The organism is Methylicorpusculum oleiharenae (assembly GCF_009828925.2).
Taxonomy (GTDB): Bacteria; Pseudomonadota; Gammaproteobacteria; order Methylococcales; family Methylomonadaceae; genus Methylicorpusculum; species Methylicorpusculum oleiharenae.
On record NZ_WUTY02000001.1, the window covers coordinates 5,184,595 to 5,197,991 of the forward strand.

Here is a 13,397-nt window from a genome sequence, read left to right on the forward strand (position 1 = left end):
AAGCTGAGCAAACTTATCTTGTAGGGCGGTGCATTTCCTCCCTTGCGCAACAAGGCAACTTTCTAAAAAATTAACCTATTGATTAATTTGTATTTTTAATATCAGCAGCGGTTGAAAATCCGCAAACTGCCCCCTATTAGGCTATCTGTTTGAGAGTGAATCGGGCTAAATTAATTTAACCTGATTCTCTGATCTAGATTAATGTTATTTATCCAAATACTATTCTATAATCATGTTTTATCGAATTATTTTAGGGAACTGATTCATGTCTGCAGTGATAGAAGAAAAAACAATTCGTGGATTACGAGAAATAGCATTGCTGGGTCTGTCCACATTAGCCGTGTTTTTTTTAATTTCCCTGATTACTTTCAGCAATGAGGATTCAGGATGGTCTCATAGCGGAACGGGCCAAGCGATAGCCAACGCAGGTGGCATGGTGGGGGCGTGGCTCTCTGATTTCTGCCTGAGTTTGTTTGGCATCATGGCTTATCTTTTCCCTATCATGATTGGCTGGCATGGCTGTTTGGTCTATTCCCAGGGCCAATCGAACAACGGTAAATTCGTATTAAGCCTCAGATGGCTTGGCTTTATTGCCACCACCTTATCCGGAACTGCGTTACTTTATCTTCATCTACTGAGAGCACCTATTGAATTACCTCGAAACACCGGCGGCATTCTGGGTCAGGAAATCGGCGATTCATTGGTCGTGATATTCGGCGATTCCGGCGCAACCTTATTGTCTCTGGCGGTTTTATTGGCAGGAATCACTTTATTTACCGGCGTGTCCTGGTTAAAAGTCATTGATGATGTAGGCAAATACTCATTGTTGCTTTGCCGTTTTTTGACTCGGCACTTATTAAAACTGACTCATGATGAGCTTGCACCCGAAACCTATGACGAAGAAGCGACGACACCCGCGCAAACCCGAAAAACTGAAGCCAAAGCACGCAAAAAGACCGCGCCATCCGTTTTTCAACCTGAACAAATCCTTGAAAACAAACCCAAACCCGCTCCAAAACAACCCATGCGAGTCGACCTTTCAAAAGTCAGCTCAGGACAATTGCCTACTGTAGATTTACTGGATGAGCGCGATACGCGGGTAAAAGGTTATACCAAAAGCGAACTGGAAGACATGTCACGCCTGGTTGAAGATATCCTGCAGGACTTTAACGTGGTCGTTGAGGTAGTTTCGGTTCATCCAGGCCCTGTCATCACCCGATTTGAATTACAACCGGCCGCCGGCGTCAAAGTCAGCCGCATCAGCAGTTTATCCAAAGACTTGGCCAGGGCCTTATCAGTTTCCAGCGTCCGGATTGTCGAAATCATTCCCGGCAAATCTGTCATAGGCCTTGAAATTCCCAATCAAGAACGCGAAATAGTCAACCTGAAGGAATTATTGGCCTCCAGCGGATTTGAGAAAGCCAAATCCGCACTGACCTTAGCGCTGGGAAAAGATATCTCAGGCATACCTGTGGTAGCGGATCTCGGCAAAATGCCACATGCCCTGGTTGCCGGTACCACCGGCTCGGGAAAATCGGTCGCGATCAACACAATGATCCTCAGTCTGCTCTATAAGTCGACGCCTCAAGACGTCCGAATGATCATGATCGACCCAAAAATGCTGGAATTGTCCGTGTATGAAGGCATCCCTCATTTGCTGACGCCGGTCGTCACCGATATGAAAGAAGCCAGCAATTCTCTTCGCTGGGCAGTGGGCGAAATGGAACGGCGCTATAAACTGATGTCCAAAATGGGGGTGCGCAATCTGGCCGGTTTTAATCAACTGATCAATGACACCGCCGAAAAGGGCGAAACCATTCGCGATCCTTTCTTCGTTCTGGAAAGACCTTTAGAAGATGGGGAGGAATTTCCTACGCTGACTACTTTACCCAGTATCGTTATTGTCATCGATGAGTTGGCAGACATGATGATGATTGTCGGCAAAAAAGTTGAAGAACTGATCGCCAGACTCGCCCAAAAAGCCCGGGCTGCCGGTATCCATTTGATTTTGGCAACACAAAGGCCATCGGTCGATGTCTTGACCGGTTTGATAAAAGCTAACGTGCCGACCCGTATTTCGTTCCAGGTCTCTTCACGTATCGATTCCAGGACCATTCTGGATCAAGGTGGGGCTGAAACCCTTTTAGGCAACGGTGACATGCTCTTCCTGCCTTCCGGCACCAGCATTCCGATCAGAGCGCACGGCGCTTTTGTCGATGACCATGAAGTTCATCGAGTCGTTGAATTCTTGAAAAAAACAGGACCGGCTAATTATCTTGAAGAAATTACTCAGGAAAGATCCGATAGCAGCGACGGTTTCGGCGGAAGCACCAGTGACGATAGCGAAACAGACCCGCTGTACGACGAAGCGGTCATGTTTGTAACTGAATCCCGTAAAGCCTCGATATCCAGCGTTCAAAGGCGCTTTAAAGTGGGCTATAACCGCGCTGCGCGCATGATTGAAGACATGGAATCGGCAGGTATTGTCAGTTCAGCCGAAACCAATGGCTCAAGAGAGGTTTTGGCACCGCCTCCCCCTAAAAAAGATTAACCCGTGAACAATCCTGTCATCATTGGCTTGATAGCAATGCTGCTGCTCGCATTTTTGGGTGGATTGCTATTAGCCCGGCGTAAAAAGCAGGAAGAAAAGCAAATTAGAGTCATTTTTTTTGTATTTTATTTCTGGCTTCTCGCCTTTTTTCAACTCACCCTGTTTTCAATCATTTACTTTTTTAATTCTAAGTTCAGCTGGTTTTAATTTTGAAAAAATTATTTTAAACAATCACTTATTGTTTATTCCAAACCAACCGGCTCATCAACCATTAAGTATTCTTACTGCATCAACTCACAAATCTGAATATTTTCAGCATAAATACTAAAAAGTTCAGCTTAAATCCTTATAGCGGCATCTATAATATAGGCTGAATTTGCCGCTTAATTTCCAGGAGACGTTTATATGTTCAGATTCCAAACAATCACTTTATTGTTTTTAGCCTCGCTGGCTCTTTCAGGATGCGGGCCTATGTATTATTCCGATGAAGTTGACGATGATGATTTAGTTGAAGTCAGTTACGATGCGGTTGAGGATTTAATCAAAAATCTGAGACAGCCCTTACCGCGCGGCAGTCTTGTAGTGATCAATTCATTGGTCAATACCGATGATTTAGGTCAGACGCTGTCATTCGGTAGGATTATATCTGAGCAGATTTCTTCAGCGTTACACCGGTCAGGCTATCAGATCATGGGAATGGAATTGCCTACTGAGATCTTCGTGAAAAGTGACAGCGGCATTTTACATCTTTCCGACACGACCAAAGCCGATCTGAACAAAGTAGGCGCCAGCGCTCTGATAATCGGCGTATTCGCGCCTGGTAAAGAAAATGCCTATATTTCATTAAGAGTGGTTGACATAGAAACCGGGCACTTTATCTCAACCTCTGATTTATCAGTTTCAATGGGTCCTGATGTTAAAAACTTGCTCAAAGCAAAGAAAATAGAAAAAGTCGAAAAGGAAGCGGATAAGGCGGTAGAAGCCGAACCCGAAAAGGCAGATACAGACGAATCAAAATCAGAATTTGAGCCGTTACAGTAAGAAAACTCAAATGTCACTTCCCCGTTTTGATTAGGGGAAGTGATACAACATTTATATAAGCAGCGATTGGGATTTAATTCCGGTTGAATAACCGCGAATGTCAGGGACTGACGGATTGACTTGGCGGCACTGAACGAATTTTTTCAACGATGAATCTCAAGTTCTCAGTTTCTGCTTGCTGCTCACCCATCAATAACGGCATTAAGACATTATCTTGTAACGTCAATAATTCAACAAACCAGGCTTGTTCATCTGGAGACGCGCATTCGTAACATGCCTCCAGATACCGCATTAACATCAAATCCAGCTCCAGTGTGCCGCGGCGGCATTGCCACCGCAGTTGACTGATATTAGCCATTAGCCCAGTTTTCTTTGAGTCAGCAGCTTTTTGGTTTCCGCAATCGCTTTAGCCGGGTTTAACCCTTTAGGGCAGGTATCGGTACAATTCATAATCGTGTGACAACGATACAACTTGAAAGGATCTTCCAACTCGTCCAGACGTTCACCGGTACTCTCATCGCGGCTATCGACAATCCAACGATAAGCTTGTAACAAAATAGCAGGACCTAGATAACGGTCACTGTTCCACCAGTAACTTGGACAACTGGTCGAACAACAAGCGCAAAGCACGCATTCATAAAGCCCGTCCAACTTGGCCCGGTCCTCTTTACTTTGCAGTCTTTCGGAATCTGCCGGCGGTGGCGTTTGGGTTTCTATCCACGGTTTGATGGACGCATATTGAGCAAAGAAGTGCGTCATATCGGGCACCAGATCTTTGACCACTGACATATGCGGCAAAGGAAATATCTTGACGGTATCCGGATAATCGCTGATCGCCTTAGTGCAGGCCAGCGTATTCTTGCCATTGACGGTCATCGCGCACGATCCGCAGACCCCTTCGCGGCATGAGCGCCGGAAGGTCAAAGTGCTGTCGATTTCATTCTTTATTTTCAGTATGGCATCCAGCACCATAGGTCCACAGGTATCCATGTCGATTTCATAAATATCGATACGGGGATTCTCGCCACTGTCCGGATCCCAGCGATATACTTCAAACCGGCGTATATTGGTCACTCCTGATGCGGCTTTGAAGGTTTTACCTTCTTTTATGACTGAATTTTTGGGCAGCGTAAATTCTACCATTAGTAAACCCTCTCTTTAGGTGGAATGACGTCAACTTCGTCAGATAATGTGTACATATGAACCGGCCTGTAGTCGATTGTGACTTTATCGTCATTCAGCCACGTCAGTGTATGTTTCATCCAGTTTGCATCATCTCGTTTAGAAAAATCTTCTCTCGCATGACCGCCACGGCTTTCTTTTCTATTAGCCGCTGCATTAATCGTGACGGAAGCTTGCGCCAACAAATTATCCAACTCCAATGTTTCCACCAGATCGGTATTCCAAATCATCGATTTATCGGAGACTTTAACATCTTCAAACGTAGCGCGTATTTCCGCAATCTGTCTGGCACCTTCTTCCAGTGTTGCACCGGTTCTAAATACAGCCGCTTTCGTTTGCATGGATTTTTGCATGTTCAAGCGAATTTCAGAAGTAGCGAGACTGCCATTGGCATTACGAATTTTATCAAACCGTTCTATCGCTTTATCGCAAGCATTTTTAGCCAGCGGCTTATGAGACGAGCCAGGTTTGACTAATTCAGCACAACGAATTGCTGCAGAACGGCCAAAGACCACTAAATCCAACAAGGAGTTGGAGCCCAATCGATTAGCACCATGAACCGATACACAGGCCGCTTCTCCTATGGCCATCAAGCCGGGCACAATGTGATCAGGATTGCCGTCTTTTAGCGTAACAACTTCGGCCTTATAGTTGGTGGGAATGCCGCCCATGTTGTAATGGACAGTAGGCAATACCGGGATAGGCTGTTTAGTTACATCTACACCGGCAAAAATGCGAGCCGTTTCAGCGATACCGGGCAAACGTTCATAGATAATTGCCGGATCCAGATGCTCGATATGTAGATAAATATGATCTTTTAATGGGCCTACGCCACGGCCTTCATTGATCTCAATCGTCATTGCCCGACTGACCACATCCCGCGACGCCAAATCTTTGGCAGAAGGCGCGTAGCGTTCCATAAAACGCTCACCCTCGGAGTTGGTCAGATACCCGCCCTCACCTCTCACGCCTTCGGTAATCAAACAACCCGAACCGTAAATGCCGGTAGGATGAAACTGAATAAATTCCATATCCTGCAGCGGCAAACCGGCACGCAGGACCATGGCATTGCCATCACCGGTTACGGTATGCGCAGAAGTACAAGAAAAAAAGCTGCGCCCAAAACCGCCGGTTGCCAGAACCGTCATATGGCCTTTAAACAAATGTAATTGGCCATCTTCCAGACACCAAGTCAGCACACCCCGGCATTCATCACCCTCCATAATCAAATCGAGTGCGATATATTCGACAAAGAATTCGGCATTATGCTTGAGCGCTTGCTGGTACAGCGTATGCAAAATCGCATGACCGGTCACATCGGCCGCCGCGCACGTACGCTGAGCCTGACCTTTACCGTAATGCGTAGTCATCCCGCCAAATGCACGCTGGTAGATTTTACCTTCAGGAGTCCGGGAAAACGGGACCCCGTAATGTTCCAGTTCAATAATGGCCGGTATTGCTTCGCGGCACATGTATTCTATGGCATCCTGATCGCCTAACCAGTCAGACCCTTTGACGGTGTCATACATGTGAAATCGCCAATCATCCTCACCCATATTGCCGAGCGCGGCACTGATGCCTCCCTGAGCGGCTACGGTATGACTGCGCGTAGGAAAAACTTTGGAAATACAGGCTGTTTTCAACCCTTTTTCGACCATGCCAAATGTTGCTCTAAGTCCTGCGCCTCCTGCCCCAACAACAACGACATCGTGAGAATGCTCAATTATTTTGTAACTTCCTGACATGATTTACCCTACCAATATAATTTTAAAAACGGCTATCAATGCGGCCAATGCAAACAACAGGAAAACCAAATTGACGGACCAGACAGCAACGATTTTGATGCCTTCCTGGGACACGTAATCTTCAATGACAACTTGCAAACCCAGTGCCGAATGATAGAAAACAGCCAGAACCCAGGCAATAATGCACACCGAGTGAAAAGGCTCATTCATCCATGCCACCGTCTCTTGATAAGGGGCATTTAAAGTCATATCGAGCAATATTACTAACCAGTAGGACAACGGGACCAGCGCGACGGCTGTTACTCGCTGCAACCACCAATGTGAAGTCCCGGACTTGGCAGAGCCCAGTCCTTTAACCTTTGATAATGGGGTTCTAAAATCCATAATTAACAGCCTATTAAACAAAAATGAAAGTAAATAAGGTCAAAGAAAAAGAAGCGATCAGTTCTTTAATCGCCAAACTGTCCAGATTTTCTTTTTCATACGTTTTGCCCATATCCCATATCAAATGGCGGACACCGTGCACCAAATGAAAAAACAAGGCGTAAATGAAGCCCCAATACATCAAACGAAATAGCCATATATCCATGACCTCCTGCATTGATGCATAAGAATCAGACCCACCGGCTATGGCTGAAACTAAATAGACAAACAGGAACAACCCAAAGGACAGCATCACACCGGTCATCCGATGAGTAATGGAAACTATGCCGGTCAGGGGTAGCCTGTAAACTTGAAGATGGGGTGATAAAGGTCTGTTGTTGTGATTCATATCCAATTCCGAATGGCTTAAGTTAAAAAAACGACCGTTTTATACAATCACTTTGATTGTTTGGCTTATAAAACAACCCGCCGAAAAAATTTAGTTAAAAACTCAAATAGCATCCATTCATCTTTAAAATTCTCTTCTGGAAAAATAATCCTTGAATTTGGTGCTGTCCTGTAAAGCTTAGGAAACTTGAAATCGATAACTTTTCAATAATTTTTGTACTGCTCAGTACATAAAAATCTCATTAGAATCTGTAAATCCGGTTTAAATTGAGTAGCGTAGGGTTTGATAGGTATCAGCATGCACAAATATTGCCAAAAAAAACGCCTCACCCTTAGGGCTAAAGTAACCCTGTGATTTAAAAAGTAAAGACAGGCAAAAATAAAAGCCTGATAGGTTGCGATAAAGCCTTAAAGTTTAGTAGACGCACCTTTTAAGTGCCGACTATTTCAAATTTCGCACCTAATGAAGCCATTATCCGCGTTTTGTGTCATTTTTACCGAAAAATAAACCAAAATACTGGTTGAAACCGGCCTATTAGCCGATAAAGGATCTTGGCAAAATTCGCTTGAGAGAAGACGCTGACGAAATAAACCAGGCCTGTTAAAGTTGAGGCATATCCATCAGGCCCAACTCATCCAGATTAAAAGTCTATGCATCGTCCTTTTTTTTCCCAATCGCCAAACCGGGTTGGCTCTGGGCCATTACGGCCTCCGATTTCTTCAACATTATCAGTATCAATCGTAGGGGTTGAGTCAGATAATTCCTCTGCTTCATTGATACTTTTCTCTTTTTCAGAAAGTTCTTTCATATTTATCTCCTGAATTTCAATTGCCAGGGCCTTAGCCCTAAACGACCACGTTTATTTTACTCGGATCTGTCTCTAATAAGATGAGGAAATGCTTTATAAACCATTAGCACCACCTTTCTATTCCGGAATCGTCTTGAACAAGCGCCTGGGATTAGCATCTTTGCGACGAAAGATACTCCCTCATCAAGATCCATGTTACTAACGCCTCCGAATGAAGAACCCGGATGCATTTATACCTTTCGCACTTCAAATTTCGGCAGTGCCTAAGGAGGCAACGGGTTGTTCGGCAAAGGTTTTGCCTACATGGATATATTACGGCGTTCTTTGACGGGCACCCCGGTGCCGAATTTCGATCTACGATGGGTATATCTATCCGCCTAAATAATATTAAATGCGTATTTCAACTGAATGACAAGAAAGTGAACAATCGGGGACAACGGCAAATATTTGCCGCATGAATGGCGACATATTTTTGACCAAGGCCAATCAGCAGCCATAAAAACTTAGGTAATTGATTGTTTATATTATAAATATAACTTTATGGCACGTTACTCGCTTTGCTCAAGACAAGTTAAAGTCTTAGAGCAAGGGGTCTATCATGTCCAACAAAGTCGCCAATTTAGCCTTAGTTAGCAACGTTACTTTTGAAGCCTCAAAAGCGGTAAATCTCCACCATTATGATCTCAGCAGCGCTTTACAAACGAGTCTCGAGTTTAATCAATTGGTTACCATTTTCAGCGAAAAGATACAAAACCTGATTCCACACAGTGGCTTTGAATATGTCAACAACAAATTCGGCATCGCCATAAAGAACGGCATTATAACGCGCAATTCCTGTTCCTATGCGATGAAAGTAGAAGAGCAACAGTTAGGCGAACTCAAATTTATGCGCCGTCATAAATTTGACCCAAAGGAAATGGATTTATTGGAATCGTTGCTGTGCTGCTTAATTTACCCACTAAAAAACGCAACGCTTTACCATCAAGCCATCGACATGGCCTTCAACGATCCGCTCACAAACACGCGCAACAGAACTTCATTTAATGAATGCCTGAGAAGAGAAATTCAATTGGCCCATCGCAATCATTTAGATTTAGCGGTCATTTTTTTAGATATTGATCACTTTAAAAAAGTCAATGACATCTACGGTCATCAATGTGGGGACTCCGCGCTGGTAGCCGTTGCAAAATGGATAAAAGAGAGCATTCGGGGCAGCGATATCCTTTATCGGTATGGCGGTGAAGAATTTGTCATTTTACTCAGTGATACCGACAAGGAAGGCGCCGAGTTATTAGCGGAGCGTGTTCGCAGCAATATAGAAAATCATACCTTGGCCTTTGACATGGGAACCTTAAAACTAACGGCAAGTTTAGGAATCAGCCATTTACGCACTGACGATCAAGCAGAACAACTTGTCAGCAGGGCTGATGAAGCCATGTATACCGCAAAAAAACTTGGCAGAAACCGGGTGGTTATTCGTTGATGATCAAAAATCGCTTCACTGCTTCAATGGAGAAGCGACTGATCAATAAATTGTCCAGCAATCCGGAATTCAGAATAGGAACACCAACATTAAAAACGGGGTTTACTTTTACCTTTTGATGTCACAATGGTTCTGTTTTCCTTTTTTCGTGTTTTATCGTATGAGGTGCTTTGATCAACAACTCTCTCTTTCGCCAAGCCCACTGAATCAAGCAAGTCATTCAGCTCATCCATTGTCAATTCATAAAACGAATGGGCTTTAAGTCCATCCGGCATTCCGATGGCGCCATACCGTATCCGAATCAATCGGCTTACCGTGACGTTTTGGGATTCCCACAAACGCCGGACCAAGCGGTTACGGCCTTCGGTCACCACCACGTGATACCACTTGTTAGCGCCTTCGCCACCCTGAAATTTAATATCATTAAAACGAGCGATGCCGTCTTCCAGCTCCACTCCTTTTTTTAATTTTTCAAAAACCGCCTCGTCAACATCACCCAGAATACGCACCGCATACTCCCTCTCCAATTCGGAGGAAGGATGCATCAAGCGATTGGCCAATTCACCATTGTTTGTCACCAGCAACAGTCCAGCCGTGTTGATGTCCAGGCGTCCGACAGCAATCCAGCGACCTGTGTGCAATTTGGGGAGCTGTGTAAAAATAACGGGGCGGCCTTCGGGATCGTGGCGGGTGACTACTTCGCCGGTTGGCTTGTGGTAGATTAAAATCCGGGTAGGTTGCTGAGCATATCGCTGCCAGTGAATGATGCGTCCATTCAGTTGCAGGTGATCTCCGGGTTGCAGCTTATCCCCCTGCTTAACAATCACACCATTGAGCATCAAACGGCCTTCATCAATCCATCGCTCAATCTCCCTTCTTGAACCCACACCTCCGCGAGCCAGCACCTTGGAAATACGTTCGTCCCCTGTCGGCAAATTAGCCGACGGCGCTTTCGGTGCTGCCAAGGCCGGTTTTTGTTTCGACGGCTTCGGTCGATTCTTCATTGTTTGGGCTTTGTTGTGGGTTGGTTTCTTGTTGTTCACTGTTTACCTGTAAGAGCTGTTGATCGTGTTCTGCTAAAGCATTTAAATCGGCCATTTCCTGTAGGGTCGGCAATTCACTTAAAGCAGATAAATTAAAATAATCCAAAAATTGTTTTGTGGTTCCGAATAAGGCGGGCCGACCTGGAATTTCTTTATGGGCAACGACTCTAACCCACTCTCTTTCCAATAGCGTTTTGATAATGTTCGAACTGACTGCGACCCCACGGATATCCTCAATATCACCGCGCGTAACAGGTTGCCGGTAGGCGATAATCGCCAATGTTTCCAATAACGCGCGTGAATATTTGGGCGGTTTTTCTTCAAATAAACGTCCCACCCACGGTGAAACATCCGCCTTGACTTGAAAACGATAGCCGCTGGCCACCTTTTTTAATTCAATTGCCCGGTGGGCATAATCATCTATCAATAGTTCCACTGCCGCCTGGATATCGTCTAACTCCGGCTGTTCCAGTTCGGGAAAAACCTGCTGCAATTGTTTGACCGACATTGCCTTGTTTGAAGCAAACAATAACGCTTCGATGATGCGCTTTAAGTCCATATAAATTTGATTATTGCTGAACTGAAACTGCAGAACGTAATTTTACATGCACCGCATCAAAAGGTTCGGGTTGAATAATATCAATCAAACCTTCTTTGCTGAGCTCCAAAATGGCCAAAAACGAAACGACTACGCCGTGACGCCCTTCGAATCGTCCGAAAAGCTGCGTAAAAACAAGACTTTTCATATCTTTTAAACTATCCAGAATCGATGTCATCCGCTCCCTCACCGAGAGCGGTTCTTTGACAATTTGATGATGGCTCAATTGTTCTGCACGCTTTAAGACATCCTGAAAAGCCAACAGCATCTCTTTTAAACCGACATCCGGCAAACGCTTGTTTACGGCGATCTGTGACGCATCGACGTCAATCTCGAACATGTCTCGCTCCATCCGGGGCAACAGGTCAATTTCTTCGGACGCTTTTTTAATACACTCGTATTCTTGCAGCTTACGAATTAAAAAAGCCCTGGGATCGTCTTCTTCATTGTCTTCTTCAGACTGCCGGGGCAATAACATCCGCGATTTTATTTCTGCCAGAACGGCGGCCATTACCAGATATTCTGCAGCCAATTCAAGCTGAAGATTACTCATCATGTCAATGTAGGTAATGTACTGGCGAGTAATTTGAGCAATGGGAATATTCAGAATATCCAGATTCTGCCGCCGGATCAAATACAGCAGCAAGTCCAGCGGACCCTCAAATGCATCGAGAAAAACTTGTAAGGCATCAGGAGGAATATATAAGTCCTCAGGCCAATCGACAAAAGGCGCTCCGCCGACTGATGCCAGAAGATCGTTATGACCGGAAGGGCTCAAAGAGTCGGCCTGCTCCATTACATTAAACAAAAGCGGTTGTTGGCATTTGAATAAGCATCTGATTGTCGAACCAATGAATGCATTACAACCCGGCCAAATCAAAAAATAACTTTTGGATGACAAACATAGGATAACCGAGCACCAGTTGCAAGACACCGGTATACATCAACACAATAAGAATGATGAAGCCGTATCGCTCTAAACTGTTGTAATACCAGGCCCAACGGTTCGGCAGCATGCCGGTCAAAATTCGGCTTCCGTCCAGCGGCGGTATCGGCAGCAGATTGAGTAATGCCAATACCAAATTGATCGTGATGCCGGCTATCCCGGTGTAGATCAGAGGCAGCGATACAAAGTCCAGATTAAGGATGACACCCAGCCGCGCCAATAACGCCCAGCCTGTCGCCATCAAAATATTCGAGACCGGACCTGCCAGGGCAACGATAGCCATATTTTGTTTAGGATTTTTAAAATTTCTGGCATCGACCGGAACTGGTTTTGCCCAACCGAATATAAATCCTGTAAAGGTCAGCAGTAATATACCGGGGATAATGATGGTGCCCAGCCAGTCAATATGCTTGATAGGATTTAAAGTCAAACGGCCTTGCAGAAAAGCCGTGTTATCCCCGTATTTTTTTGCCATCCAGCCATGAGCAACCTCATGCACGGTAATCGCAAAGACGACCGGCAACACCCAAACGACAATCCGTTGCACCATACTTAATTCGTTCATCATGACGGTATTCTCTTCTATTTTTCCAACATGGGTGCCTGACCTTTACCCTGCCTGATAATTTCGGCAGTCTGTCCTGAAAAGGAGATAATGGTCGTAGGTTCGTACTTAACAACACCTCCATCGATAACCAGATCGACCTCATGCTCCAGTCGCTCTCTGATTTCATAAGGATCAATCATCGCATCCTCCTCCCCCGGCAACACCAGTGTCGAACTGAACAGGGGCTCATCAAGGTTTTCAACTAACTGTCTTGCTATTGCATTATTGGGAATACGGATACCTATGGTTTTTTTCTTGGGATGTTGCAAGCGGCGCGGCACCTCACGGGTGGCGTCCAGGATAAAGGTGAAAGCCCCCGGCGTCAGCGCTTTGATTAACCGGTGCGCATCATTGCTGATTTTCGCAAAGGTCGAAATTTGCGTCAGATCTTTACAGACCAAAGTAAAGTTATGTTTATCATCTAACTGACGGATCCTGCGAATCCTGTCCAGCGCATGTTTATCACCCATGTGACAGGCTATTGCGTAGGATGAATCAGTTGGATAAACGATAACCCCGCCGCTGTGAACAATATCGACAGCTCTCACAATCAAGCGTGCCTGGGGTGTTTCGGGATGTATTTGAAAAAACTGAGCCATGACGTTTTAATTTCGCCAATTC

14 protein-coding genes are annotated in these 13,397 nt (G+C 45.1%); 3 read left to right on the forward strand and 11 right to left on the reverse strand.

Annotated elements, in window-relative coordinates:
• Positions 1–265: 265 nt before the first annotated feature.
• Together GO003_RS23135 and GO003_RS23140 are read left to right on the forward strand one after the other, a co-directional pair.
• Positions 266–2,551, forward strand: a complete 2,286-nt coding sequence (locus GO003_RS23135; RefSeq protein WP_159658222.1) for a DNA translocase FtsK — start codon at positions 266–268, stop codon at positions 2,549–2,551.
• A 405-nt stretch (positions 2,552–2,956) separates the two neighbouring features.
• The gene (locus GO003_RS23140; protein ID WP_159658221.1) at positions 2,957–3,592 is read left to right on the forward strand and encodes a FlgO family outer membrane protein; all 636 of its coding nucleotides are present in this window, start codon (positions 2,957–2,959) and stop codon (positions 3,590–3,592) included.
• 100 nt (positions 3,593–3,692) lie between these two features.
• Here the strand turns inward: GO003_RS23140 and GO003_RS23145 are convergent, their stop codons facing one another.
• From GO003_RS23145 to GO003_RS23170, 6 genes are all read right to left on the reverse strand, one after another.
• Complete coding sequence (locus GO003_RS23145; protein WP_159658220.1) at positions 3,693–3,950, reverse strand: FAD assembly factor SdhE; 258 nt, start codon at positions 3,948–3,950, stop codon at positions 3,693–3,695.
• The gene (locus tag GO003_RS23150; RefSeq protein ID WP_159658219.1) at positions 3,950–4,735 is read right to left on the reverse strand and encodes a succinate dehydrogenase iron-sulfur subunit; all 786 of its coding nucleotides are present in this window, start codon (positions 4,733–4,735) and stop codon (positions 3,950–3,952) included. The genes GO003_RS23145 and GO003_RS23150 overlap by 1 nt, the downstream gene beginning before the upstream one ends.
• Positions 4,735–6,519, reverse strand: a complete 1,785-nt coding sequence (gene sdhA, locus GO003_RS23155; RefSeq protein ID WP_159658218.1) for a succinate dehydrogenase flavoprotein subunit — start codon at positions 6,517–6,519, stop codon at positions 4,735–4,737. The genes GO003_RS23150 and sdhA overlap by 1 nt, the downstream gene beginning before the upstream one ends.
• Before the next feature lie 3 nt (positions 6,520–6,522).
• Complete coding sequence (sdhD, locus tag GO003_RS23160) at positions 6,523–6,903, reverse strand: succinate dehydrogenase, hydrophobic membrane anchor protein (protein ID WP_159658217.1); 381 nt, start codon at positions 6,901–6,903, stop codon at positions 6,523–6,525.
• 13 nt (positions 6,904–6,916) lie between these two features.
• Positions 6,917–7,291: a succinate dehydrogenase, cytochrome b556 subunit gene (sdhC, locus tag GO003_RS23165; protein WP_159658216.1), complete on the reverse strand. Its 375-nt coding sequence runs from the start codon at positions 7,289–7,291 to the stop codon at positions 6,917–6,919.
• A 640-nt stretch (positions 7,292–7,931) separates the two neighbouring features.
• Positions 7,932–8,099, reverse strand: coding sequence for a DUF1674 domain-containing protein (locus tag GO003_RS23170; protein WP_159658215.1), 168 nt, complete (start codon positions 8,097–8,099; stop codon positions 7,932–7,934).
• 598 nt (positions 8,100–8,697) lie between these two features.
• On the opposite strand from GO003_RS23170, the gene GO003_RS23175 reads away from it, so the two are divergent.
• A complete protein-coding gene (locus GO003_RS23175) occupies positions 8,698–9,582 on the forward strand; it encodes a GGDEF domain-containing protein (RefSeq protein WP_159658214.1) in 885 nt (294 codons plus the stop codon).
• An 89-nt stretch (positions 9,583–9,671) separates the two neighbouring features.
• On the opposite strand, the gene rluB is transcribed toward GO003_RS23175, so the two are convergent.
• The 5 genes from rluB to GO003_RS23200 all read right to left on the reverse strand — a co-directional run bounded on the left by rluB (position 9,672) and on the right by GO003_RS23200 (position 13,375).
• Positions 9,672–10,586 (reverse strand): 23S rRNA pseudouridine(2605) synthase RluB, encoded by a 915-nt coding sequence (gene rluB / locus GO003_RS23180; protein WP_159658213.1) that lies wholly within the window; start codon positions 10,584–10,586, stop codon positions 9,672–9,674.
• Complete coding sequence (gene scpB, locus GO003_RS23185) at positions 10,519–11,184, reverse strand: SMC-Scp complex subunit ScpB (RefSeq protein ID WP_159658212.1); 666 nt, start codon at positions 11,182–11,184, stop codon at positions 10,519–10,521. Before scpB ends, rluB begins: the two co-directional genes overlap by 68 nt.
• 10 nt (positions 11,185–11,194) lie before the next feature.
• Complete coding sequence (locus GO003_RS23190; protein WP_159658272.1) at positions 11,195–12,019, reverse strand: segregation and condensation protein A; 825 nt, start codon at positions 12,017–12,019, stop codon at positions 11,195–11,197.
• A gap of 64 nt (positions 12,020–12,083) precedes the next feature.
• The gene (locus tag GO003_RS23195; RefSeq protein ID WP_159658211.1) at positions 12,084–12,737 is read right to left on the reverse strand and encodes a site-2 protease family protein; all 654 of its coding nucleotides are present in this window, start codon (positions 12,735–12,737) and stop codon (positions 12,084–12,086) included.
• A gap of 14 nt (positions 12,738–12,751) precedes the next feature.
• On the reverse strand, positions 12,752–13,375 hold the full coding sequence (locus tag GO003_RS23200; protein ID WP_159658210.1) for an L-threonylcarbamoyladenylate synthase: 624 nt from the start codon (positions 13,373–13,375) through the stop codon (positions 12,752–12,754).
• Positions 13,376–13,397 lie beyond the last annotated feature (22 nt).